This window comes from Leeuwenhoekiella sp. ZYFB001, assembly GCF_011784865.1.
GTDB lineage: Bacteria > Bacteroidota > Bacteroidia > Flavobacteriales > Flavobacteriaceae > Leeuwenhoekiella > Leeuwenhoekiella palythoae.
The window spans coordinates 2999113-3023002 of sequence record NZ_CP050460.1; the positions used below are offsets into that span (position 1 = coordinate 2999113).

At 39.2% G+C, this 23890-nt stretch carries 26 protein-coding genes; 10 read left to right on the plus strand and 16 right to left on the minus strand.

Translation table 11 applies throughout. From position 1 onward, the window contains the following. The first annotated feature begins 1 nt into the window (after window position 1). From HCN54_RS12965 to murI, 7 genes are all read left to right on the plus strand, one after another. Complete coding sequence (locus HCN54_RS12965) at window positions 2-886, plus strand: NAD kinase (protein ID WP_072983168.1); 885 nt, start codon at window positions 2-4, stop codon at window positions 884-886. 99 nt (window positions 887-985) lie between these two features. Further along, window positions 986-1678: a DUF6089 family protein gene (locus HCN54_RS12970; protein WP_072983167.1), complete on the plus strand. Its 693-nt coding sequence runs from the start codon at window positions 986-988 to the stop codon at window positions 1676-1678. 9 nt (window positions 1679-1687) lie between these two features. Next, window positions 1688-2428 (plus strand): isoprenyl transferase, encoded by a 741-nt coding sequence (locus HCN54_RS12975; RefSeq protein ID WP_072983165.1) that lies wholly within the window; start codon window positions 1688-1690, stop codon window positions 2426-2428. 4 nt (window positions 2429-2432) lie between these two features. Next, window positions 2433-5015, plus strand: a complete 2583-nt coding sequence (gene bamA / locus HCN54_RS12980) for an outer membrane protein assembly factor BamA (protein WP_175546498.1) — start codon at window positions 2433-2435, stop codon at window positions 5013-5015. A gap of 35 nt (window positions 5016-5050) precedes the next feature. Next, on the plus strand, window positions 5051-5860 hold the full coding sequence (locus HCN54_RS12985; protein ID WP_167598125.1) for an OmpH family outer membrane protein: 810 nt from the start codon (window positions 5051-5053) through the stop codon (window positions 5858-5860). Window positions 5861-5925: 65 nt separating this feature from the next. After that, window positions 5926-6438, plus strand: a complete 513-nt coding sequence (locus HCN54_RS12990) for an OmpH family outer membrane protein (protein WP_072983161.1) — start codon at window positions 5926-5928, stop codon at window positions 6436-6438. A 68-nt stretch (window positions 6439-6506) separates the two neighbouring features. Continuing rightward, on the plus strand, window positions 6507-7298 hold the full coding sequence (gene murI, locus HCN54_RS12995; protein ID WP_167598126.1) for a glutamate racemase: 792 nt from the start codon (window positions 6507-6509) through the stop codon (window positions 7296-7298). Here the strand turns inward: murI and HCN54_RS13000 are convergent. Further along, a complete protein-coding gene (locus tag HCN54_RS13000; protein ID WP_167598915.1) occupies window positions 7295-8290 on the minus strand; it encodes a type IX secretion system membrane protein PorP/SprF in 996 nt (331 codons plus the stop codon). The two genes, murI and HCN54_RS13000, sit on opposite strands and share 4 nt — an antisense overlap. 137 nt (window positions 8291-8427) lie before the next feature. Here HCN54_RS13000 and HCN54_RS13005 point away from each other — a divergent pair, with 137 nt between their 5' ends. The 3 genes from HCN54_RS13005 (at window position 8428) to HCN54_RS13015 (ending at window position 10671) form a co-directional block, all read left to right on the plus strand. Next, window positions 8428-9333: a NifU family protein gene (locus tag HCN54_RS13005; RefSeq protein ID WP_167598127.1), complete on the plus strand. Its 906-nt coding sequence runs from the start codon at window positions 8428-8430 to the stop codon at window positions 9331-9333. An 85-nt stretch (window positions 9334-9418) separates the two neighbouring features. Beyond that, window positions 9419-9619, plus strand: a complete 201-nt coding sequence (locus HCN54_RS13010) for a dodecin family protein (protein ID WP_072983154.1) — start codon at window positions 9419-9421, stop codon at window positions 9617-9619. A gap of 191 nt (window positions 9620-9810) precedes the next feature. Then, window positions 9811-10671 (plus strand): mechanosensitive ion channel family protein, encoded by an 861-nt coding sequence (locus HCN54_RS13015; protein WP_072983840.1) that lies wholly within the window; start codon window positions 9811-9813, stop codon window positions 10669-10671. Between the two features lie 4 nt (window positions 10672-10675). Here HCN54_RS13015 and tsaB read toward each other — a convergent pair whose 3' ends face one another. The 15 genes from tsaB to cyoE all read right to left on the minus strand — a co-directional run bounded on the left by tsaB (window position 10676) and on the right by cyoE (window position 23856). Then, window positions 10676-11350: a tRNA (adenosine(37)-N6)-threonylcarbamoyltransferase complex dimerization subunit type 1 TsaB gene (gene tsaB, locus HCN54_RS13020; protein ID WP_167598128.1), complete on the minus strand. Its 675-nt coding sequence runs from the start codon at window positions 11348-11350 to the stop codon at window positions 10676-10678. Window positions 11351-11353: 3 nt separating this feature from the next. Continuing rightward, on the minus strand, window positions 11354-12616 hold the full coding sequence (locus tag HCN54_RS13025; protein ID WP_167598129.1) for an efflux RND transporter periplasmic adaptor subunit: 1263 nt from the start codon (window positions 12614-12616) through the stop codon (window positions 11354-11356). Window positions 12617-12651: 35 nt separating this feature from the next. After that, window positions 12652-13977: a TolC family protein gene (locus HCN54_RS13030; protein ID WP_167598130.1), complete on the minus strand. Its 1326-nt coding sequence runs from the start codon at window positions 13975-13977 to the stop codon at window positions 12652-12654. Between the two features lie 66 nt (window positions 13978-14043). Beyond that, complete coding sequence (locus tag HCN54_RS13035; RefSeq protein ID WP_167598131.1) at window positions 14044-15195, minus strand: efflux RND transporter periplasmic adaptor subunit; 1152 nt, start codon at window positions 15193-15195, stop codon at window positions 14044-14046. A 31-nt stretch (window positions 15196-15226) separates the two neighbouring features. Beyond that, complete coding sequence (locus HCN54_RS13040; protein ID WP_167598132.1) at window positions 15227-16486, minus strand: ABC transporter permease; 1260 nt, start codon at window positions 16484-16486, stop codon at window positions 15227-15229. 9 nt (window positions 16487-16495) lie between these two features. Further along, window positions 16496-17740, minus strand: coding sequence for an ABC transporter permease (locus HCN54_RS13045; protein WP_072983144.1), 1245 nt, complete (start codon window positions 17738-17740; stop codon window positions 16496-16498). Then, window positions 17733-18434 (minus strand): ABC transporter ATP-binding protein, encoded by a 702-nt coding sequence (locus HCN54_RS13050; protein WP_072983142.1) that lies wholly within the window; start codon window positions 18432-18434, stop codon window positions 17733-17735. Before HCN54_RS13050 ends, HCN54_RS13045 begins: the two co-directional genes overlap by 8 nt. Window positions 18435-18553: 119 nt before the next feature. After that, window positions 18554-18775 carry a hypothetical protein gene (locus HCN54_RS13055; RefSeq protein ID WP_167598133.1) on the minus strand — a complete coding sequence of 74 codons (222 nt, stop codon included), beginning with the start codon at window positions 18773-18775 and terminating at the stop codon, window positions 18554-18556. Window positions 18776-18785: 10 nt separating this feature from the next. Then, a complete protein-coding gene (locus HCN54_RS13060; RefSeq protein WP_072983139.1) occupies window positions 18786-19361 on the minus strand; it encodes a DUF420 domain-containing protein in 576 nt (191 codons plus the stop codon). Next, window positions 19362-20111 carry an SCO family protein gene (locus HCN54_RS13065; RefSeq protein ID WP_167598134.1) on the minus strand — a complete coding sequence of 250 codons (750 nt, stop codon included), beginning with the start codon at window positions 20109-20111 and terminating at the stop codon, window positions 19362-19364. It lies immediately after the preceding gene. Between the two features lie 5 nt (window positions 20112-20116). Next, window positions 20117-20749, minus strand: a complete 633-nt coding sequence (locus HCN54_RS13070) for a hypothetical protein (protein WP_167598135.1) — start codon at window positions 20747-20749, stop codon at window positions 20117-20119. 120 nt (window positions 20750-20869) lie between these two features. Then, the gene (locus HCN54_RS13075; protein ID WP_072983134.1) at window positions 20870-21229 is read right to left on the minus strand and encodes a cytochrome C oxidase subunit IV family protein; all 360 of its coding nucleotides are present in this window, start codon (window positions 21227-21229) and stop codon (window positions 20870-20872) included. Window positions 21230-21254: 25 nt separating this feature from the next. Then, window positions 21255-22238, minus strand: coding sequence for a cytochrome c oxidase subunit 3 (locus HCN54_RS13080; RefSeq protein ID WP_167598136.1), 984 nt, complete (start codon window positions 22236-22238; stop codon window positions 21255-21257). Window positions 22239-22369: 131 nt separating this feature from the next. Further along, window positions 22370-22963 (minus strand): heme-copper oxidase subunit III, encoded by a 594-nt coding sequence (locus tag HCN54_RS13085; RefSeq protein ID WP_167598137.1) that lies wholly within the window; start codon window positions 22961-22963, stop codon window positions 22370-22372. Beyond that, window positions 22963-23856, minus strand: coding sequence for a heme o synthase (gene cyoE / locus HCN54_RS13090; RefSeq protein ID WP_167598138.1), 894 nt, complete (start codon window positions 23854-23856; stop codon window positions 22963-22965). The genes HCN54_RS13085 and cyoE overlap by 1 nt, the downstream gene beginning before the upstream one ends. Window positions 23857-23890 lie beyond the last annotated feature (34 nt).

Below are 23890 nucleotides of genomic sequence, written 5' to 3' on the forward strand. Positions count from 1 at the left end.
TATGAAAGTAGGTATCTACGGTCAATTTTATCATAAGAATTCAGGACATTACGTTCAACAACTGCTTGATCTTTTAAATCAAAAGGACGTTGAAGTTATAATTGAAGAGAATTTTCTGAAGTTGATTCATGAAAATGAAGAAATTGACAAAACCTATTCACACTTCAGCACTTTTGAAGAGTTAGATAACACCTACGATCTTTTTTTTAGTATTGGCGGTGATGGCACGATCCTGCAAACAGTTACCTACGTACGCGATCTTGACATTCCCATAGTGGGTATCAACACCGGACGCTTAGGATTTTTAGCCACAGTAAATAAAGAGAAGCTGGTTAGTTCTGTAGATGAAATTCTCAAAAACAACTATAGCATCACTGAGCGATCTTTAATAAGTATCAAAACTTCCAAAGGGGAAGAAACTTTTGGCGGACTCAACTTTGCACTCAATGAGGTTACAGTAAGCCGAAAAAATTCTACCTCGATGATCTCTGTAGATACTTCGCTAAACGGTGAACGTCTCACAAATTACTGGGCAGACGGCTTAATCATTTCAACTCCCACAGGATCTACAGGATATTCCCTAAGTTGCGGCGGACCGGTAATTATGCCAAAAACTTCAAGTTTTATACTTACACCCATAGCACCACATAACCTCAACGCCAGACCTATTGTGGTTCCTGATTCTACCGAAATAAAATTAAAAGTGAGCGGTAGAGAAGAAGAACATCTGGTATCACTAGATTCTCGAATCGCCACGCTTCCGGTAGAAACAGAGATCACACTTACCAAAGCACCCTTCAATATTAAACTGGTGCTTTTAGAAGAAGACACTTTCCTGACCACATTACGCAAAAAATTATTGTGGGGCGAAGACAAGCGCAACTAGGCAATATTTTTTACACTTTCTTGTTTATTCAGCAGATGCATTCGTCTTAATAAGAAGCACCTAAACAATATTGTTATATTTGCAAACTTTTTACAGCCTATGAGGTATCTTTTAGTATTTACACTTGTTTTATTCGCCGTTGGTTCTACACAAAGCCAGACGTACGAGGTGGGTGTACTCGCAGGAGGAAGCAATTTTATAGGCGATGTAGGCAGAACGAATTATATTTCTCCAAACAACATTGTTTTCGGCGGAATCGCTAAATGGAACCGAAGCGCCAGACATGCATTTAGAGCAAGTATTCTTTTTACCAACTTAGAGGCTTCAGACACAGACAGTAATGATGCCAGACGTCAAAACCGCGGATATAGTTTCACAAACACTGTCATTGAAGGATCAGTAGGTATTGAATATAACTTTTGGGATTTTGACATGCATCAAAGCTTTGATAAGCCGCATACTCCGTATTTATATACAGGATTTACTTACTTTTACCACGATTCTTTTGCGCTTGATCCCGTAGAAGATGCATTGGTTAACACAAGTTCTGAATGGGATCTGGCAATCCCAATGGTTATTGGTTATAAAGCGTACATTGGCGGCAGCATCGTACTTGCTGCAGAGTTAGGTGCACGGTACACCTTTACCGATAACCTTGACGGAAATTTTCCGGGGACCGAAGAATATAATTATGCCAGTTTTGGCAACATTAATAATAAAGACTGGTATATGTTTTCAGGAATCACTGTAACCTATACCTTTGGCAGACAACCGTGTTATTGCGGTTTTTAATGACGAATAATGGATTTTTTAGACGAAATAGATCAACATAAGCTCCCTAAGCATATTGCCGTGATAATGGACGGTAACGGTCGTTGGGCTAAAAATCAAGGACTTCTGCGTGTAAAAGGTCATAAAAAAGGGACTAAAGCTGTACGGGAAACCATTGAAGCCTGCGCAGAACTAGGTGTAGCATTTGTTACGCTCTACGCCTTTTCTACCGAAAACTGGAACCGTCCTAAACTTGAGGTGGATACGTTGATGAATCTTTTGGTTTCTTCTCTTAAAAAGGAAATCAAAACCTTACAAGACAACAACATCTCCTTATCTGCCATTGGAAGTCTCAATAACTTGCCCGAAAAAGCACAACGCGAACTCAAAGAAGTTATTGAAAAGACTAAGAATAATACACGCCTTAAGCTTACCCTTGCGCTCAGCTACGGGTCTCGCGAGGAGTTAGTAAAAACTATACAAGACATCAGTCATAAAGTTAAAAAAAACTTAATTTCGCCACATTCAATAAATGAGTCAGTCATTAAGGAGCATTTGTATACTCACGATATGCCTGATGTTGATTTACTTATTCGCACAAGCGGAGAGCAGCGGATAAGTAATTTTTTATTATGGCAAATCGCCTATGCAGAGTTATATTTCACACCTGTACTATGGCCTGATTTTACAAGAAAACATCTGTACGAAGCAATTTATAATTATCAGAAAAGAGAACGACGATTTGGAAAGACGAGCGAGCAAATTAATTAAGCAGATGCCTAAACAAGCAGGCCTGTTCCTGGCCTTTTTATTAAACTGCCTAACTTTTACAACCGCAATTGCCCAAGAAGATTTACCCGTTTCTAACGGTAAACAGTATACTATAGGAGAGATTTCTGTAGTGGGTGCAAAACAATACAACGAGCAAACGGTGATCGCATTTACCCGTTTACGTGCCGGGGAACAGGTGTATTTACCGGGAGACCGTATCAGTAATGTCATCAAGCGCTTGTGGGACCTAGATCTCTTTAGCGACATCAATTTGTATGCTACAATTAACGGTGACGTGGTTGATCTTAAATTTGAAATTGAAGAAGTTCCTGAGCTTAATAAAGTTACCATCAACGGTATCAAAGAAAAGAAGGCTAAAGACATCATCAAGGACAATGATCTTAAAAAAGGCACTAAGGTGACCGAAAACCTGATCACAAAAACCAAATTTTACATTGAGAATAAATACAAAGAACAAGGGTATTTAAACTCTAAGGTTAACATCATCACGCGTCCGGCTACAGATACCGCCGAAACGCAAAAGGTAGATATGTTAGTCAATGTTAATTTGAGTGATCGCGTTAAAATTGAAGACATTGAATTTATTGGCAATGAGCAACTTTCTGACGCAAAGCTGCGCAAAGCGATGAAAAACACAAAAGAGAAGCGCTTATTACGCTTCTGGAAACGCTCAAAGTACATCCCTGAGAATTTTGCAGAAGACAAAGTTTCTGTGGTTGACAAATACAAAGAGCGTGGTTTTAGAGATGCGCGTATCGTTTCAGACACCTTAATTCATAGCGGTGAAGATTTGATCACGCTTAAATTAAGTGTTGAAGAAGGTGATAAATATTACATTGGAGATATTGATTTCTTAGGGAACACGGTGTATTCAGATCGTGAACTAGCAAGACAATTAGGTCTTGAAAAAGGCGATGTTTACAACGGGGTTTTATTGAAAGAACGTATCTCTAAGGATGGTGACCCTAACGCAGACGACCTTTCAAACCTTTATAAAAACAGTGGTTATTTATTCTCCTCTATCAACCCGGTGGAAACCAATGTTGAGAATGACACCATTGATTTTGAAATTAGAATTACCGAAGGTAAACTTGCGTATTTTGACCGCATCACCATTTCAGGAAACGACAAAACTAAAGACCGCGTAATCTACCGAAACCTTCGTACTAAACCGGGTCAACGTTACAGCCAGGCCGCTGTTTTACAAACAACCCGAGAATTGGGTCAAACAGGATTCTTTAACCCTGAAACTTTAAACCCGCAGTTTTTAAATGCGAACCCTTATGATGGTACTATTGATATCAACTATGCTTTAGAAGAGCAAGGAGCTAGCCAAATCGAACTACAAGGTGGTTATGGTGGTGGTGGTTTTGTAGGAACCTTAGGACTCTCATTCAACAACTTCTCTATCCAGAATTTGTTTAACAAAGACGCATACCAGCCGCTTCCTATGGGAGATGGGCAAAAATTCAGCTTAAGAGCGCAAGCGAGTACATTCTATCAAACCTACAGTGCCTCGTTAACAGAGCCTTGGTTAGGTGGTAAAAAGCCGGTGCAATTGCAAATGAGTTTTTCTCATAGTGTGCAATATCTGTACAACTATGGTACTTCAGGTGCTAATGTAGATCGTGACCGCCGCTTTTTGATCACGGGTGGATCGTTAGGCCTTGCTAAACGTCTAGAAGTGCCAGATAACTACTTTACCATTTCACATGCGATAAGCTTTCAGCATTTTGATCTAAAAAATTATAATGTAGGTTTATTTACCTTCGGAAACGGTTCTTCTGAAAACCTAGCATACACCATTGGTATTTCGCGTAACGAAGGGGATGTCAACCCTATTTTCCCAAGAACAGGATCACGATTCAGCCTTACAGCTAAGTTAACGCCACCTTATTCTCTTTGGAATGGAACCGATTATAAAGAACTTGCAGATGATCGCGCAGCCGCTGTAGAAAACGGAAATAATGACCGTGTAGCAGAAATTGATCAAGAGCGTTTTAACTGGTTAGAATATTATAAAGTTAAATTTGAAGGACAGTGGTTTACTTCTTTAGTTGGTAAATTAGTCTTGAGTTCTAAAGTAGATTTTGGTTTCTTAGGAGCTTATAATAACGATCGTGGTATTCCTCCGTTTGACCGTTTCTTCTTAGGTGGTGATGGTCTGGGTGGTTATGCACTAGATGGTCGTGAGGTAATTCGTTTACGTGGTTATCCAAACCAATCTGTAGTTCCATTAGACCGCGATGAGGCAAGTACTTTAAATGGAAACACAGGTGCAACTATTTTTAATAAATTTGAATTTGAACTTAGATATCCTATAACTTTGAAACCCTCTGCGTCTATTTATGCATTGATGTTTGCTGAAGCCGGATCTTCGTTCGACAATTTTAGAGACTATAATCCGTTCTTAATGAACAGATCTGCCGGTGCCGGGGTACGTATTTATATGCCAGCCTTTGGTTTACTAGGTATTGATTTTGGGTACGGGTTTGATCCTATTCCAGGAACCGTTGGTGGACCTAACGGATGGGAGACGCACTTTATAATTGGACAGCAGTTTTAATTTTGGCACGATATTTTCTAATACTCTAATTGCATATGAAAAACAACGTTATTTTTCTTAGTATCGCCCTCATTTTCTTAGGGCTTACCGCAGAAGCACAACGTAGTATTCGTATAGGGTATGTAGACATGAATTACATCTTAGAAAATGTCCCCGAGTATCAGGAAGCTCAAGCGCAACTAGATAAGCGCGTAGCCGACTGGAAAACGGAAATTGAAAAGCGCACCAAAGAGATTGATCAAATGAAAAAAGCGCTCGAGAACGAGCGTGTACTGCTCACTCAAGAGTTGATCAAGGAGCGTGAAGATGAGATCAAGTTCGTTGAAAATGAAGTTTTACAATACCAGCAGAAGCGTTTTGGCCCTGAAGGTGATTTGATGAAACAGCGCAGCATTTTAGTTGAGCCTATTCAAGATCAGGTATTTAATGCGGTTCAGGAGATTGCTGAAGCAAGACAATATGACTTTGTCTTAGACAAATCTTCAGACTTAGTGATGCTGTATGCAAATAAAAGACACGATATTAGCGATCAAATTTTATTAAGCATCAAGCGTTCCTCAAAACGCACGCAAGTAAACTCTAGAGCTGACAAAGAAGAATTGAAGCGCGACGAAGCCTTAACCTTAGATCAGGTAAATGAGCGAGAAGAACGCGAAGCAGAAGCGCAAGCGCAACAAACAGAGCGAGAACAGATCATCGCAGAGCGTAAAGCAACGCGAGATTCTATTCAAGCAGCTCGTAAAGCAGAGTACGAAGCGCGCAGACAAAAATTATTAGAAGAGCGTCAACGCAGAAGAGACTCTATATTAGAAGCAAGAAAAAAAGTAAAAGACTCTATAAATTAAACCTTGTCAACAGGTCATAATTGGCACCTAAAACTTAAATAATTATAACACTTAATATTACTAAAATGAAACACGTTAAAACCCTAGTTGTAGCCTTAGCTTTAATTTTAGGAACAACAGGATTTGTTCAAGCTCAGGATTCTAAAGTAGCGCATATTGCAACTCAAGAATTATTAACTTCAATGCCAGAATACAAGAAAGCTCAAGCTGACTTAGAGAAACTTCAGAATTCTTACGATGCTGAAATGAACACAATGGCAAATGAGCTTAAGAAAACTATGGAGCGTTATGGTAATGAAGCTCAAAGTCAAACTGACGAGACTAACTTACAGCGTCAAGCAGAGGTAGAGCAAACTCGTAATAAAATTATGGAGTATCGTCAAAATGCACTTAGAGATCTACAGAAAAAAGAATCTGAAGCGCTACAACCTATCGTAGAAAAAGCGCGTACAGCAATTCAAAAAGTAGCACGTGCTAAAGGATATAAGTATGTACTAGACAGCACAACCGGTACTGGTCTTATCCTTGCTGACGGATACGATCTAATGGCTGACGTTAAAAAAGAATTAGGTATCTAATACTTTAAAAAGCTTATAATTTTCAAAAGCCCTTCTGTTGATTCAGAAGGGCTTTTTATATTTGGCCTATGCAACACAAGCACCCGATAGGCGTTTTTGACAGTGGCGTAGGCGGCACTTCGATATGGAAAGAAATTGTAGATAAACTTCCACAGGAAGACACGATCTATTTAGCAGATATCAAAAATGCACCGTATGGAGAACGCTCCAAAGAAGATATTCTATCGCTTTCCATTAAAAATACAGAATACCTCATCAGTCAAGACTGTAAGATTATTGTGGTCGCCTGTAACACCGCTACAACCAATGCCATTGACGTTCTACGCGCTAATTATGCCATCCCCTTCATTGGGATCGAACCCGCCATTAAACCTGCTGCTTTAGCTTCAAAAACCAAAGCCATCGGGATACTTGCCACCAAAGGCACCCTCAGCAGCGCCCTGTTTGCCCGAACCTCTAGCTTATATACCACAGACCTAAATGTAATTGAAGTAATAGGTACTGGTCTCGTTGAACTTATTGAAAGCGGCAAATTGCATTCTGAAGAACTTTTTAAACTACTCAAAAGCTACGTTCAACCCATGATGGATCAAAATATCGATTATCTGGTTTTGGGTTGCAGCCACTACCCGTATTTAATACCGGTTTTAAAGAAAATACTTCCTGAGCACGTTCAGATCATAGATAGCGGTCAAGCTGTGGCTAAACAAACAGAACGTATTCTAAGTGAAAACAAGTTGCTTTTTGAAAGTGAAAAGGAAGGAAAGCATAACTTATTCAGCAATTCTTCAATTGAAGTGCTAAAAGCGCTTACCGAAGATGTACCTGTAAACCGAAGCGTTTCTTTTCTTGATTTTTAATTTACGGCAGGACAATTACATTCATAAGGTTCGCGACGCTCGCCAAAATCGTAGCCTAAGGTAATCTGATGAAATCCATTAGACAGCATAATATCATTCTGCTGATAGGTATAGGTATAGCCCACTAAAAAGCGCTTATAGGTGACACCAAGAAATGGGGTTAAATACTGCGATTTTTGACTTTCTAAGTCTCCGTCGCTATTCAAGTACTGCGCTCCGTCTAGATTTCTTCTGTACGACAAACCGCCCCAGAGCTTACCCCAGTCAAACTTGCGGTAGACTTTTCCGTTGATATCAACAGAAACTTCCTGCGTTTCATCTGTTGCCTGAAACATCACTGAAGGTTCATAACTCCACGGACTGTTTAATTTTCCAAAAACATACCCCGCAGAAGCTAAATACCGGCGTTGATCAGTAGACTCTAAAGCTGTAAACATCGCTCTATTTCGCGGAAGCACATTCTTCACAGTAGCGTGCGCCCAAAAATCCAGAAAATAATACGACATCCCGATATCTACATTAAAGTAGTTATCTGTTTGACTCCCACCGCTTATTATAGGATCAAAATCGGTAAGATCAAAACTGCTTTCGTCGAGTGTGTTTTGCATAAGCCCCACACTTACACCAAAAGAAAGTTGGTTTAAATCAACATAATTACGCGATAGCAATAAATGATAAGCAAACGTCCCATAAACACCACGCTGAGAAAAATTACCATTCTCATCAGAAAATAGCTGCATTCCTAAACCTACCTTTTCTCCTACTCTACCGTTTACCGCAGCCGTATACAAATTAGGCGCATCTTCAACATCAAACCATTGTTGACGCCCGGTAAGTCGTATTTGATTAGCATTTGCAGCGCCGGCCATTGAGGGGTGCAACAGATAAAGATTTTCGGTAAGGTAATCCCAATATACAGGAATACCCTCTTGACCTCTTGCATAAAAACCACACACTAAGCAAATTAAGAGTAGTACTTTTCTCAAAATAATCTTCGGCTTTTTATAGCTCAGTTTTATAAAACGTTAACCTTGTAAATCTAAATAAATAATATAAGGAGATGGCATGATACACGACTAAAAAAAGGAGCAGCACTTATAAATTAGTTAAATTTGCACAAAATAAAACCATGAGTACTTTTAATATCACTATAGAACCTACTTCTAATCCTGCGATTAAAAAATTTCAGGCTAATTCATTTCTGGTAGATCATAACAGTTATGAATTTAAGAATATTGATGAAGCAAAGAATTCTCCACTAGCCCAGCAATTATTCTACCTTCCATTTGTAAAAACGGTATACATCGCGCAAAATTTTATTGCGATCGAAAAATTTAATATCGTAGAATGGATTGATATTCAAGATGAACTTTCAGGTCAGATTGAGAACTTTTTAAACGACAACGGTGTGGTGATCATTGAAGATGCCGCTGCTGCCAAGAAGATTCCCGTAACAGTTTATGCAGAAAGTACGCCGAACCCTGCAGTACTTAAATTTGTCACTAATAAAAAGATCGTAACCGAAACACTAGAGTTCAAGAATATTGATGAGGCAAAAAATGCTCCATTGGCTTTGGCATTATTTCATTTTCCTTTTGTGAAGGAAGTCTTTATGGACTCTAACTACGTGAGTGTTCAAAAATATGAAGTGGCCGAGTGGGATGATGTTTTTCAGGAAGTACGTGAGTTTATTAAAAACTACATTGAAGAAGGTAAAGAAATCGTTTCTGAAAATTTCAAAAAAACGCCTCAAGCTGTTGAACAGCAAAAAGAAGTGGAGTTTGAAGCGCTCGATGATACCTCAAAAGAAATCGCCAATATTATTGAAGAATATGTGAAGCCTGCAGTTGCGAGCGATGGTGGTAATATTCTTTTTAAACATTATGATCCTGAATCAAAAAATGTAAAAGTGATTCTGCAAGGGGCTTGTAGTGGTTGCCCTTCTTCTACCTTCACGTTGAAGAACGGTATTGAAACGATGCTCAAAGAAATGCTACGCGGAAAGATCAATAGTGTAGAAGCTATAAACGGTTAACACATTAACAATACATTCTCTTTTATAACCGCTTAGATTATTGTATATTCAAATTTCGACTTAGAAATTAACTAAACTAATAATTATGGCAGTTTTAAAAGTAATCGAAGTATTGGCAAGTTCTAACAAAAGTTGGGAACAGGCCACAGCAAATGCAGTGAAAGAAGCTTCAAAAACCGTAAAAAATATTCGCTCTGTTTACGTAAATGAGCAAAGCGCTGTAGTAACCGGCGATACGGTTTCAGAATTCAGAGTGAACGTAAAGATCACTTTTGAAGTCAAGTAACACTTTGCATTTATAAGTATTTAAAATCCCGCAATAGCGGGATTTTTTATTGTTATCAATATTTGATTACCTATTAAAATACCGCACCTCCCAAAAACTATTAAGGTTTTAACAATTAACGATATTTAAACACTCGTATTTTTTATTTATGCCACCTATCTGTGACCTTTGCAGAAACTAAAAAATTATTTATGGATTTTGACATTACCCAATGGGAAGATTACGCCTCAAGATTTGGCGCTAAGATTATAGATTTTATTCCGAGTTTGATCGGGGCAGTTTTAACGCTGTTCATAGGTCTTTGGATCATTAAAATGATCAACAGGCTTGTAAAAAAATTCTTCGCTAAAAAAGATTACGACGCAACTTTAGAAAAGTTTATCGCAGACCTGATCAATTGGACCTTAAAGATTTTACTTTTTGTTTTAGTTGTTACCCAACTAGGCGTTGAATCTGCATCTTTAGTCGCTGTAATTGGTGCCGCTGGTTTGGCAATTGGTCTTGCACTGCAAGGATCATTAGCAAACTTTGCCGGTGGAGTTCTCATCTTATTATTGCGCCCGTTTAAAGTAGGCGATTGGATCTCTGCTCAGGGTGTTGACGGTTCTGTAAAGGAAATCTCAATTTTCAACACACGCTTGGTTACCTTCGGCAATCAGGAAGCCGTGATCCCTAACGGAAAACTTTCTAATGACAACATCATCAACTATTCTTCTTTAGGTATCAGAAGAAATGCCCAGACTTGGGGAATCTCTTATGACAGCGATATTAAACTTGCTAAAGATATTTTATTAGAGCTTGTAAACGAGCAAGAGACTGTTTTACACGATCCACATCCGGAACCTATGATCGTAGTTACCGAACTTGCAGATAGTTCCGTGAATATGTCACTACGCTTCTGGGCGACTAATGACGATTACTGGGCATTGCACTGGTATATTCTTGAAGAAGGTAAAAGACGTCTTGAAGATAAAGGTATTGTTATTCCGTTTCCACAACGCGATGTACATGTTTTTAATGAAAGTGGTGCGACATTTAGCAGTAAAGAATAACTTATTATTTTTTAGACTTGGTTACTAAAAAGTCTTTCAAATAAAAAGGTTCAAAATAAGCGACATCTTCGGTGTCGCTTATTTTATGTTTGGCTTCGGCTAAATGTGCCATTTCACGTGCTGAAGGCAATGCTTCGGTAGCAAAATGCGCATTAGTATGGTTTAAAATACCTTTTAACTTTTCGGCACCATTTCCTATAAATAGGCACCTTCCATTAGTGAGTTGTTCTTGAAAGGAGTCTTCTTCAATAATTTGCGCTTCGATCCCCCGAAGCTCTTTAAATTCGGTATCAAAAATTGCCCTATAAACTTCCATTCTACGGGCATCAAGCACCGGGATAATAGTCCGCACATCTGTGGTATCTGCTTGCATTGCTAACGCCTTGAGCGTATTTGTAGCAATTAGAGGAATGTCTAAAGCAAAACATAAACCTTTAGCACTGCTCACTCCTATACGAAGACCGGTATAAGATCCCGGGCCTTTGCTAACCGCAACAGCATCTAAATCTTGCTTGTTTAGACTTGCTTCTGCCAACACCGCATCAATATACTGATGCAAGCGCTCTGCGTGACTGTAATTAAGCCCCATATCCTCTTTTAACGCGATAACATTTCCGTCACGAGAAAGGGCTACAGAACAGTTAGTAGTTGTAGTTTCTAAGCAAAGTATAAGCGCCATAATTTAGTCTTCTTCTGAGGCACCAAATTTAGCATCTTTTTTAACCTCAACCATATCTCCGTCCTTAAGTAATTTGGTCACCGTATTGTAAGGCCCTGTAATTACCTCATCACCGGTTTCTAGACCTTCTGAAACTACGATATTAGAATCATCCTGAATTCCGGTTTTGATGCGTTTTAAAGAAGCTTTATCTCCGTTTTTGACAAAAACTGCTTCGTATTGACTGGTTCCAAAACCGGTGGTCGCTGTAGTATCATTTTTAATCACAATAGCGCTGATAGGCACTGAAATCGCATCATCAACTCTATTGGTGATGATATCAACCGTCGCTGTCATTCCCGGTCTGAACGGCGAATACGCTTCAGGTTTCCCTTCAACCAGGTCTTTATAGGATTCTTCTAAAATGCGTACTTTGACTTTAAAGTTGGTCACCTGATCAGCGGTCAGGTTACTTTCAGCAGAATTAGCGATCTCTGTTACTTCGCCTTTAAATCGCTTTTTAAGATAAGCATCAACCTCCACACGGGTAGAATCACCTATATTGATTTTTACAATGTCATTTTCATTTACATCTACCTCAACTTCCATATTGCCTAAATCTGCTACGCGCATCATTTCGGTACCGGCCATTTGCTGAGTTCCCACAACGCGCTCTCCCAATTCTACATCAAGTTTAGAGATCGTTCCGCTAATAGGCGCATAGATGCTGGTACGCGATAAGTTATCGCGAGACTGATTCACATTTGCCGCAGCACTTTGTACGTTATAGAAAGCCGATTTCACATTGGCTTGCGCAATCTCATAATCAGAGATCGATTGATCCCACTCTGACCGTGAAATAACCCCTTTCTCAAACAATTTTTGATTACGCTCATAATTCGCTTTAGCCACTTTTAGTGCAGCTTCAGATTGGGCTTGATTCGCTTTTACATTCTGTAAAGATGCCTGTGCTTGCGTTAGGGCAGATTGAATCAAATCTGGGTTGATGCGCACCAGAAGATCTCCCTTTTCTACCTGCTGCCCTTCAACAACCGGAAGTTCTATAATCTCCCCTGAAACTTCAGAAGAAATTTTAACCTCAGTTTCCGGCTGAATTTTTCCGGTAGCAGCAACGGTTTCTACAACACTCGCCAAGGCGATCTCCTGAGTTTCCACAGGCTTAAATTCGCCGGTTTTACCAAACAATCCGGCTTTTTTTCCACCAATTAATGCAGCAATTAAAACAACTGCTACAACCAGAATAATGATAAGGGTCTTTCTATTCATCTTTTACTTATTACGAGAAAGCGATCGTTTTGTAATTAGAATTTTAGCTCCTCAACTGGAACTCCAAAATACAATTCGAGTACTTTCAGCTTGAATATATAATCATATTTTGCGCGATTCAGGTCGATCTGCGCATTGTCAAAACGTTGTTTAGATTGGCTAAAATCAAAAGCATTGATCAGCCCCACCTCATAGCGATCTTGAGAGTATGAGAATGCTAACTCCTGAGATTCTACAGCGGTTTGTGCAGCTTCAAAAGCTTTAAGCGCACCCTTGGCATCTAAATAAGCCTGATACACGGTAGATTCTAAATCTAACTGTGCCTGCTCTAAATTTATAGCCGCACGGTCTGCAGCGATCTTGCTTCGGCGTACATTATTTCTCGTCTGAAAACCATTAAGAATAGGAATATTTAAACGCAGCCCGTAAGAAACCCCGTCATTTAAATACAACTGCTCTTGAAACGAGTTTAAAACATCTTGCTCAGAGTATCGCGTGCTGTACCCAAAGAAAGCTGAAAGTGTAGGCCAGGCAGCACCTTTAGCGATCTCTACATCCTTCTCTGCCAATTCCAGATTATTTTCAGCGATTTTAACCTCATAACGCTCCTCTTTAGCAGCATCTGTAATTTCAGCTGGGGTTTTTAGCAATACGTCTTCACCGTAAATCTGATAATCACCATCTGCAATATCAAAGTTTTTATAATCTCTGATCAACAAAGTTTGCGCAAGACTTATTAACGAGATCTGCACCGCATTTTCTGCTGCCACAATATTTTGAACTTCGTTAGCATTTTGTGCCTGTACCTCAAGCAAATCACCTCTTGGCGCAACGCCACCTTCTACAAGGTCAGTAGTTTGTTGAAGCTGTTGCTGCGTCACTTCGTTTTGCGAGCGTAACACCTTTAAATTTTCTTTATTTAATATTACCTGAAGGTAGCCGTTAGCCACATTGAGCGCAATATCATCTTCAAGCTTCTCATAGCCGTATTGTGCAGCTAAAGCCGAAAGCTTTGCACGCTGTACTTGCTTGAAGTTTCGAAGTCCGTCAAAAAGATTATAAGAAGTGTTGATTCCACCACTCGCTGACAAGAACTGCGTTGTAGTTGCCAGGTTACTCGTAGGATCAAAGTTCAAACCGGTGTTTTCTGAAACTGAAGCGTTTGCATTTAAGGTAGGTAAAAAGCTACCGTCTGCATCAGATTTGTCTAAAGCAGCCGCCTCAACATCAAGCTGTGCCTGACGAATCTGGATGTTTTCGTCTAAAGCGCGCTGAATACACTCTTGCAGCGTCCACTTTTTCTGTGAAAAACCAGAAGCTACCGAAAAAACTAAAATAAAAAAGAGTATTGCGTTTCTCATGATTTAATTTCTGTATGATATGTAGTACTTAAGAATAAAGTGTTACACAATAGGTTTTATATTTTGTTAAAAACTTTGAGCAGGCTTAACTGCATTCCAAACTTTGATCTTGTCATCTGCTGAAACTCCATCTAAAATTTCAACATAAATACCGTCGCTAACCCCCAGTTTAATGTCTCGTTTTTCAAATTCTTGCTCACCGACCTCAACCTCTACAAAAGGCTCCTGCGTTTTAGAATCGTATTGCACTAAAGCTTCTTTGATCGCTAAAACATCGTCTGCTCGCTCAAGAATTATAGAAGCATTGGCACTCAATCCTGCACGAATAAAAGTGGAATCTTTTTTAGCCAACGTTCCTTTTATTTCAAACTGAATTGCGCCATTTTCTGCTACTCCTTTAGGAGCGATATAATCTAAAGTGGCATCAAATTTTTTATTTTCAATAGCACCCACAGTGATCTCTAGCGGAAGGTCTTCTTTTATTTTACCTACTTCACTTTCGTCAACTTTCCCTTCAAAAATCATATCGTTTACGTTAGCTAAAGAGGCAATGGTAGTCCCATCATTAAAGTTGTTAGACTCGATCACCTGATTCCCTTCTTTAACAGGAACTTCTAAAACCATCCCGGTTATCGTAGCACGCACTGAAGTAGTAGCGTTATTGCCCAAACCAGTAGTAGTTCCTGTTTTTACGATATCATAGTTTTGCTGCGCACTCGCCAGACTTACCTGTTGTTGCTTATAGTTTTGTACCGCCTGATTATACTCCCGCTGACTGTTATCAAAATCATTGGCACTTACTACACCTTTATCAAATAGTGTTTTTTGTCTTTGATAAATGCTTTCTTGATTTTCTAGCGTAAGCTTAGCGGTTTCCAGATTTGTTTTTGCAGTCTGAATCGTATTGCGCGAACTTACCAAAGACGATGCGTTAGGCACGACCTCTATTTGCGCCAGTAGATCACCGGCTTCAACAAACTGTCCTGCTTCGACAAGAATTTCTTTTATAATCCCAGAAATATTTGGCTTGATCAACACTTCTTCACGAGGAACAATGCTTCCAGTAGCTACCGTTTTTTTAACGATGGTTTGCGTAGACGGACTTTCAGTAGTATAGACCACAGGATCTTCCTGATTTTTTTGGTACAAATAGTAAAGTGATCCTATAAAAATGACAGCAATAACTGCCAGGACAACAATAGTAACAGATTTTTTCATGGATTAGATATTCGTTTTATTGATGAAATTGTTATTCGGTGCGCAAAGCATCTATGGGTTTAACTTTTATGGCATTCTGAGCAGGAATAAAACCGGCTAAGAGTCCAGAGAATATTAGAATAAATAGTGCTGTAATCACTGTTCCTAAATCAACACTAGGATTTGCAAACATCTCTACAGGGCCGTTTGCATCAAGAATTTTATTAAGTACATAAATCAATGCTGCTCCTAGAGAAATCCCAACCATTCCTGAAATAATGGTCAAAAACACAGATTCCATTAAAATTTGCCCGCGGATAGACCAAGGGCTCGCACCTAAGGCACGGCGTATTCCTATCTCTTTTGTACGTTCTTTGACAACGATGAGCATAATATTGCTGATCCCAATAATACCCGAAAGCAATACCAAAATCCCCACAAAATAAGCCACGATCTTCAGCGCTATAAAGAGTCCGTCTACTTTTTGATATTGTTCATAAAGGTCAAAATTACCTATGGCGCGCTCATCTTCCGGGTGAATGCTATGACGTGACTTGATCACATCAAAAACTTTAGGCTTTAATGCCGTGATAGAAAAACCATCTTTTGCGGTAACGGCCATCCATCCCACGCGATTACCCATATTGAATGCCTGAGAAAAAGCCGTAAACGGTACATAAATCTCCTTTTGATTTTCTTCGGAATCGCCTTCGCTTGCCACTTTAGCGTAAGTCCCAACCACCATAAAGTTGACACCATTGATCTTGATGTATGTACCAATGGGTTCTTCCCCTTTATCGTAAAGCGCATTTTTTACACCTTCTCCAATGATCGCAACTTTACGCTTTTGCTGAATATCGCCGTAATTCATAAAACGCCCCGAAGTGATATTCATAGGTTGCTGCTCTATATATTCAGGATAGTCGCCATACACATTAAATGCCCCGGAGTTCAGGCCACGAACCACATTGTTTGCACCTCCAAAACCTCCTAGCTGATTTCGCGGCGATACAAACCGCAACTGTGGTATATTCTGTTTTAAAGCTGCTACATCGTCAAGATCATAATTAAATCTTCGGCCTTTAGGTAAGCCTTTATAGGGTTTAGAGATAGTCTGCGTCCACATAAACATCGTGTTTGTGGCAATACCTCCGAAATCCTTTTTGACTCCGTTTTCCAACCCCTTTCCGGCGGCGAGAAGTACTACCAAAATAAAGATTCCCCAGAGCACTCCAAAAGCGGTAAGAGCAGTTCTAAACCAATTTCGGCTTAGTGCTTCAATAATTTCATCCCAACGATCTTTACTAAACATACGCTTAAGTTATTCTTCCCGAAGGGCAGTTATGGGTTTAATGCGTGCGGCTCTCCACGCAGGCACAAAGCCCGCCAACGCCCCGGCAAACACCAAAATAAACACTGTGGTAATCGCAACATTAAAGTTTACAGACGGATTTTTGATATAATCCATTTGCATATTAGGACCAAGCACTTCAAGCAAGGCCATACTCAAAATAAGACCGGTAAAGCCCGCTATTGCCGTAACAAAAATAGATTCGTGCAACACCATCCCGATTATAGATAGAGGTTGTGCACCTAGCGCCTTGCGAATACCAATTTCCTTAGTGCGCTCTTTTACGATGATGAGCATAATATTACTTACCCCAACCACTCCGGCAATTATGGTACAAATACCTACTACCCAGAAAAAGGTTTTGATCATCCCAATTAGATCATAAAATCGTTTGGCGCTCTCTAATGTATTATTGACATTGATCGCACTCGTATCTTCGGGAGCAACCAAGTGGCGCTCTTTTAAAAATTCTTCTATTTCTGCAGAAAACTGAAGCGATTGCGCCAGAGCATCTTCAAAATTCTCCTGGGGTTTTAGTGTGAATCCCAGATTGCGCACTTTGTCTGCTCCTCCAAAAACACGCTGCGAAGTCGAAAGCGGGACAAATACACGGGTTTCTTCGCGCTCACCTCCAGGATCTGAATACACTCCAACGACTTTAAAATTGATTCCATTGATTTGAACATATTCACCAACGGCACTTTTGCCTGCAAAAAGATCTTGCTGCACCTTATTACCAATAACCATAATCTTGGATTTTAAGCGCTGATCATCATAATTGATATAGCGGCCCGCAACAAGATTTTCGTTTTCTAAAAATTGATAATCGGGATAAACACCTTCTACGCGATAGCTTCCGCTTTCATTACCGTAGTTTAACGTTCCGCTCCAGATGCGATAGACCGAAGATTTAAATTCGATATCATCTTCATATTTTGTGATCAGGTAATTATAATCATCATTGGTCATCTCAATGAAACGCCCAGGATTGAGCCCTTTATACCCCATTGATGTAACCCCGCTATAAACCGAAATTCTATTTGCAGCATCCCGCTGAAATTCGGCGCTGATTCCGTTTTGCATTCCTTGACCAAAACCCAGAAGAATGACCAGAATGAAAATTCCCGATGCCACAGACAGTCCGGTTAAAAACGTACGCAGTTTGTTTTTAGATATCGTTTCGAGTATTTCTTGCCAGCGCTCCAGACTAAACATGACTTGCAGCTCGTATTTGATTTACCGGGGCGTCATCGATTATAAGACCGTCTTTGAGGTTTACAATACGTTTAGTCATATGGGCGATATCGTCTTCGTGCGTTACGATAAGAATAGTTTTACCCTCATCGTTAATTCCCTGAATAAGATCCATCACTTCGTAGCTGGTTTTGGTGTCTAATGCACCGGTAGGTTCATCTGCCAGCAGGACTTTAGGATCACTAGCTAAAGCTCTGGCGATAGCAACTCGCTGCTTTTGACCTCCGGAAAGTTCGTTAGGCATATGATGCGCCCAGTTTGCCAATCCTACTTTCTCTAAATATGCCATGGCTTTTTCCGTGCGTTCTTTACGCTTCATTCCTTGATAATACAGCGGCATACCTACATTATCTAGGGCGCTTTTATAGTTGATTAGATTGAAGGACTGAAAAATAAAGCCAAGAAACTTATTGCGGTATTGGGCTGCAATTTTCTCATTAAGATTTTTAATAGGAACCCCATCAAGTGTGTAAGAACCTTGATCGGCCTCATCTAGCATTCCTAAAATATTAAGTAGCGTAGACTTTCCTGAACCTGATGAACCCATAATAGAAACGAGTTCGCCTTCTTGAACCGAAAAATTAATACCCTTGAGAACATGAAGAGAATTTGTTCCCATGGTATAAGATTTATGCAAATCTTTAATGGTGATCATAAACAAGTGATGGTTAAGTGTATTGACGAACGTTAAATTTTTAACGCTTATCTGTTTAATAGACCCAAAAACCTATCATTTGTTACACGAAAACAGGAAGAAAATAATTTGAATAGCTCTTAAGCTCCTTTATTTGCCTTCTTTCGGCTTTTATAAATAAACCAAATCAAACCACCCATTAATAAGTACGGAATTGCTGCCAAATAGATAATTCCATTGTTTACGCCTTCTGCCATACTGTTATCGGTCTCACTTTCTAAAACCGCTCGACACATAGCGCATTGGGCATTAGCTGCAAAACTAACTACAACAAAAAGTACAGTGAGTAAGAAACGTTTCATAGCATTCAATTTAAGCAGGATAATACGGAAAAATCATAAAATATACGATCACTCCTGTTACGGCAACATACAGCCATATAGGAAACGTGATGCGTGCAATCTTTCGGTGTAGTGCAAATTTACCTAACATAGCTCTCACATAAGTCACCAAAACAAAAGGAATCACTCCAATAGATAGAAGTATATGAGATATGAGGATAAAATAATAAATGTATTTATAGATGCCCACCGCGGCGCTTTCAGCTTCTGACACTATTCCGTCTAGATTAGCATCTCCAAATTTAGTAGAATCTGATGTTGCGTGATATAAAACATACAAAACCAGGAAAATCACCGAAAGCACGATACAGATTTTTATATATCGCTCGTGTAATTTGCGGTTTCCTTTTTTAATCTGAATCACTGCGGAAAATAGCAATATCGCGGTGAGCGCATTGATTGCAGCATAGGTAGGCGGCAAAAAGCCTAATCTAGGCACATTAGGAATACGAATGGTAAACAAAAACGCAACAGCCACAGGAATTGCGATAGACAATGCAATAATCCACCGATTATATACTTTTTCTTTTTGAGCCAGATTCTCCATTTATTTCTTGTTCTTATTAAGCAACTTATTAATATCCTCTATCAAAATATCGATTTGTGAAGTTTCTTCACCTTCCACTTCTGGCGCTCCATACGGAATGAAACCTCTATAGTAGATCAGCGGATTTCCGAATTCATCTCTACGCGAACGAATAAAACCATTTTGATCTACCAAAGCAAACAATCCTGAATGCTGAAAATTACCTTCAATATTTGGATTTTCCTGCGCCAAAAGGTTGAAGCCCACGTTAGCCAGCTCGTAAATCTCTTTACGGTCTCCGGTCATCAAATGCCAGTCAGGATCGGTGATTCCATAACTTTCAGTATACTCCTTTAAAACTTCTGGAGTGTCGTGCTCAGGATCAATACTAAAACTTGCAATACCAAAGTCAGGGTTGTCTTGAAACTTGTTTTGTATAAGTACGAGATTTTTGTTCATCGGGATGCAAATAGTAGGGCAACTTGTGAAGAAAAATTCCACTAAAAAGACTTTACCCTTATAAGTATCCTCTGTGATCGTATCTCTATTCTGATCTATAAACTCAAAATGCGGGACTTTGCGATCAGCGCCATTTATATTGATATATGCCAGCTCACCATCATTTTCCTGAGTATCTAATTGCCCAACATTGAGACGATCGTTATCTACAACCTCACCGCGCATAGACCTATCGATAATTTTTGGAATTACAATGATTCCAAAAATCAAAACGATGACAGCAATTCCTATGTAGGTTTTTTTTCTATTCATAGCATTTATTTTTTGCGATCAGCATTATTCTTTTTCAGCGCCAGGCGGTATTCGGCTAAAATAATCTTTACATCATCTTTCATTTTATCAGCCAACTCTGCGATGTCAGTACTATCATAGCCATACAACACTCCGTAATCCTCATCATCATCCCGCCCTCTAAGGTTACGATCTTTATCGATGATAAAAATGTATGGAGATCCGCCATCAGCCTCTAAACTGTATGGAGTATTTAAATTGTCGAACACTGTATTTATACGCTCTTGAGAAGTTTTTATAAAATACCAATTTGACAAATCTACTAATTGCCCAAGTTCGTAGGATACTTTTTCTAACGCTGCATCATCAATCTCCTCGGGCACCAGATACACAAACTGAAAATCATCAAAGGCAGCAAATGGCTTGAAAATCTTTTGATTTAAGTTGAAAAGATCGCCTCCTTCCCGCTCGATAGTACTTCCTAAAAATCCAAGTACAGTGATCTTATTTTGAAGCTTTACCTTTTGATCAAGGGACAACTCCGGCAACTGCTCTTCTAAAACAGGAAGTTTAGCAAAATTATGTACCCCAGAAGCAAAAAAGAGATACGCAACAATAGGCAGAATAAATAACACTCCTAGTACAATAAACTTCTTCATCTCAACCTTTTTACGCTGTATTTTATAGCGATTGCAAAGGTACATCACAGACCGCTTTTCAAGAAATAAGGCATAAAAAAAGACGGCGCTTGCCGTCTTTTTTTCTATAATTTGTTCTGTTTAGAAATCCCAGCTGATATACCCTTCATCATAAACGTCAAAGATATAATCACCTTCGGTTAAAAGAATGAAGATCAAGTAGCATATCAAGAAAATGGCTGTCCAAACAATAGAGCGACGTAACCCTTTAGTTTCGTGCTCCATGTGCATAAATGCCCAAGTGATATAATATGCTTTATAAATAGTAAGGATTATAAAGACCCAGTTAAGTAAGTGCATTCTCAGTAAGTGAGTTTCCACTAAAAATGCCGGTCTGATGATACCTAAAATAACTTCTACAATTGTTACAACCGAAAGGATTGCAAAAACCGTCCAAATTCTTTTTGTGGCTGATCCGTGATTTGTTGCGTCGTGTGCCATTATCTATTTTTTAAATCCTTTATAATTAAACTAAGTAGAAGAATGTAAATACGAATACCCACACTAAATCTACAAAGTGCCAGTACAACCCTACTTTCTCAACCATCTCATAACTTCCTCTACGCTCATAAGTACCTAAGATCACGTTGATAAAAATAATGATGTTGATGATCACACCCGAGAATACGTGGAATCCGTGAAATCCTGTGATGAAGAAAAAGAAATCTGCAAAAAGTGGTGGACCGTACTCATTATGAATAAGGTTTGCACCCTGAACAACACCCATTGCGTCATTTTCTAATTTTGCAAGAGACTCTTCACGAGAAAGAATAGTTTTCTCACCTCCTTCGGTAAGTAATTGTGTACGAATTAATAGATCTGGATTTGCTTTAAAGCCTTCAACTACTTCTGCAAGATCAAAATCAGGCATAGAACTTTCTGACTCATACCATAATGCTTCGCTCTTGGTAAGCTGTGTTCTGGCACTTGGTAATTCTACAGCAAAACTTTCCAGAGCTACTTGCTCACCTTCAGCATTAACTACTTGAAGTATTTTACCTCCTTTAGTTTCAATTGCCCCATACTCACCTGAGATGAAATTCGCCCATTCCCAAGCTTGAGAACCTACGAATATAAAACCACCTAAAATGGTAAAGAACATATACCATATTACTTTGTTCTTTTTCATATGATGCCCTGCATCAACTGCAAGAACCATAGTTACCGATGAAAAGATCAATATGAAAGTCATTAACGCCACATAATACATTGGCGCATCAACACCATGTAAAAACGGAAAGTGTGTAAACACTTCATCGGCTATAGGCCACTGGTTAACAAATTTAAATCTAGAAAATCCATAAGCGGCAAGAAATCCTGAAAAGGTAAGTGCATCAGAAAGAATGAAAAACCACATCATCATCTTTCCGTAGCTAGCTTTGAGAGGTTGAGCTTCTCCACCTCCCCAAATTTTGCCTTCTGTGCCTGTTTTAACAGCAGTAGCGTCCATATTTTAATATCGGGTTTATAAGCGTTGCAAAAATAGGTATTTTAAAAATGCTTTTCAAAGCAATAATCGGTATTTATAACCATTCAAAAAAAAGAATTTTTAAGAATTCTTAGTATTTGCGAGATCAAATGTTAATGAATTAAATCGTCTGCAAATATGAAAAACAAGAAGAGGTAGACCCAGAGAATATCTACAAAATGCCAGAAGGTCGCCCCTAAAGATAAACCAAGCATCTGATCTTTAGTATACTTCCTGCGCAATTGCTGCACGATCACGACCAACAACACTATTAATCCGGCTGCAACGTGCACAATATGACTAATTACAAAAGCATAAATAAAAGAAGTGGTCACGGTGCTTTCACTTCCGGTAAAGAAATAACCGTTAGCAATAATCTGATCAAAACCTATGAACTGGTAAACCACAAAGGCAATCCCCAAACCTAGTGTGAGGAGCAGCATTATAGTCGCTAAGCTTTTCTTACTTGTTTTAACTGCTTGCTTGGCAACAAGCATAGTCAAACTACTGAGTATAATTATAAATGTACTGATGTAAAACGCCTGTGGCAATTCAAAATCACGCAACCAATCACGACGCTCACTACTTACAATGTATGCACTAGTCAAGCCGGCAAACATCATGGAAAGACTAATAATTCCAAACCAAAGCATCATCTTTTTAGAACGTGCAATTTTAGTTTGTTCTGATTGTGAAGTATAATCCATTATCTCAAAAATTTATCAGCCACATAAATGATCTGAATCAAGGTGATATAACTTACACTTGACAACATCAATCGTTTTGCTGTAACATTATTTTTAAATCTGAATAAACGAATGGCGTAATATAAAAGTACAAGGCCTAAAATCCCTACCAACACTGCCGACACAGGCGTTAAATACAACCTGCCGGTGACGCCAAAAACAGGAATTAGAGAAACCAATATCGTCCAGATCGTGTACAGAACCACCTGCACGGCCGTACCGCGGTCTTGTCTTCCGGTAGGTAACATAAAGAATCCACCTTTCTTATAATCTTCATACAAAAACCAGCCGATAGCCCAGAAATGCGGAAATTGCCAAAAAAACTGAAGCATAAATAAGGTTCCGGCTTCGATGCCAAAATCACCTGTTGCGGCAACCCAGCCCATCATAAAAGGGATAGCCCCTGGAAATGCTCCTACAAATACAGAAAGTGGTGTTTTAGTCTTTAAAGGCGTATACACGCAAACGTATAGAAATATTGAAATCCCCCCAAAAACTGCGGTAATAGGATTGATATAATACAGTGTCACTAATCCTAGAATAGTAAAAACGCAAGCGATCACAAAAGCAGTACGCACAGACATTCGGCCGGAAGGTACCGGGCGATTTTTGGTGCGATCCATTAAGGCATCGAGGTCTTTTTCTAAAATCTGATTATAAGCATTAGAAGCGCCCACCATTAAATATCCGCCAACAGCAAGCATCGCAATAGTAACCCAATCTATAGTGTACGCCCCCAACAGATAACCTGCCATACTAGAAAAAACCACGCTAATGGCAAGCCGCATCTTAGTGATTTCTTTAAAATCAATCCAGATAGATGAAGGTGATTTATGGGTTTCTACGAGGCTCAAAAGTGTGTTATTCAAGGGCTTTAAAAAGTCGTGC

Coding starts and splice junctions, on each gene's coding strand:
- bamA (WP_175546498.1), top strand. CDS start 2,433: ATGCCTAAACAAGCAGGCCTGTTCCTGGCCTTTTTATTAAACTGCCTA.
- HCN54_RS13060 (WP_072983139.1), bottom strand. CDS start 19,361: ATGGAGAATCTGGCTCAAAAAGAAAAAGTATATAATCGGTGGATTATT.
- HCN54_RS13025 (WP_167598129.1), bottom strand. CDS start 12,616: ATGAATAGAAAGACCCTTATCATTATTCTGGTTGTAGCAGTTGTTTTA.
- HCN54_RS13045 (WP_072983144.1), bottom strand. CDS start 17,740: ATGTTTAGTCTGGAGCGCTGGCAAGAAATACTCGAAACGATATCTAAA.
- murI (WP_167598126.1), top strand. CDS start 6,507: ATGCAACACAAGCACCCGATAGGCGTTTTTGACAGTGGCGTAGGCGGC.
- HCN54_RS13065 (WP_167598134.1), bottom strand. CDS start 20,111: ATGAATAGAAAAAAAACCTACATAGGAATTGCTGTCATCGTTTTGATT.
- HCN54_RS13070 (WP_167598135.1), bottom strand. CDS start 20,749: ATGAAGAAGTTTATTGTACTAGGAGTGTTATTTATTCTGCCTATTGTT.
- HCN54_RS13050 (WP_072983142.1), bottom strand. CDS start 18,434: ATGATCACCATTAAAGATTTGCATAAATCTTATACCATGGGAACAAAT.
- HCN54_RS13085 (WP_167598137.1), bottom strand. CDS start 22,963: ATGGATTATACTTCACAATCAGAACAAACTAAAATTGCACGTTCTAAA.
- HCN54_RS12985 (WP_167598125.1), top strand. CDS start 5,051: ATGAAAAACAACGTTATTTTTCTTAGTATCGCCCTCATTTTCTTAGGG.
- HCN54_RS13030 (WP_167598130.1), bottom strand. CDS start 13,977: ATGAGAAACGCAATACTCTTTTTTATTTTAGTTTTTTCGGTAGCTTCT.
- HCN54_RS13055 (WP_167598133.1), bottom strand. CDS start 18,775: ATGAAACGTTTCTTACTCACTGTACTTTTTGTTGTAGTTAGTTTTGCA.
- HCN54_RS13015 (WP_072983840.1), top strand. CDS start 9,811: ATGGATTTTGACATTACCCAATGGGAAGATTACGCCTCAAGATTTGGC.
- tsaB (WP_167598128.1), bottom strand. CDS start 11,350: ATGGCGCTTATACTTTGCTTAGAAACTACAACTACTAACTGTTCTGTA.
- HCN54_RS13010 (WP_072983154.1), top strand. CDS start 9,419: ATGGCAGTTTTAAAAGTAATCGAAGTATTGGCAAGTTCTAACAAAAGT.
- HCN54_RS12965 (WP_072983168.1), top strand. CDS start 2: ATGAAAGTAGGTATCTACGGTCAATTTTATCATAAGAATTCAGGACAT.
- HCN54_RS12990 (WP_072983161.1), top strand. CDS start 5,926: ATGAAACACGTTAAAACCCTAGTTGTAGCCTTAGCTTTAATTTTAGGA.
- HCN54_RS13040 (WP_167598132.1), bottom strand. CDS start 16,486: ATGTTTAGTAAAGATCGTTGGGATGAAATTATTGAAGCACTAAGCCGA.
- HCN54_RS12970 (WP_072983167.1), top strand. CDS start 986: ATGAGGTATCTTTTAGTATTTACACTTGTTTTATTCGCCGTTGGTTCT.
- HCN54_RS13035 (WP_167598131.1), bottom strand. CDS start 15,195: ATGAAAAAATCTGTTACTATTGTTGTCCTGGCAGTTATTGCTGTCATT.
- HCN54_RS12975 (WP_072983165.1), top strand. CDS start 1,688: ATGGATTTTTTAGACGAAATAGATCAACATAAGCTCCCTAAGCATATT.
- HCN54_RS13005 (WP_167598127.1), top strand. CDS start 8,428: ATGAGTACTTTTAATATCACTATAGAACCTACTTCTAATCCTGCGATT.
- HCN54_RS13075 (WP_072983134.1), bottom strand. CDS start 21,229: ATGGCACACGACGCAACAAATCACGGATCAGCCACAAAAAGAATTTGG.
- HCN54_RS13080 (WP_167598136.1), bottom strand. CDS start 22,238: ATGGACGCTACTGCTGTTAAAACAGGCACAGAAGGCAAAATTTGGGGA.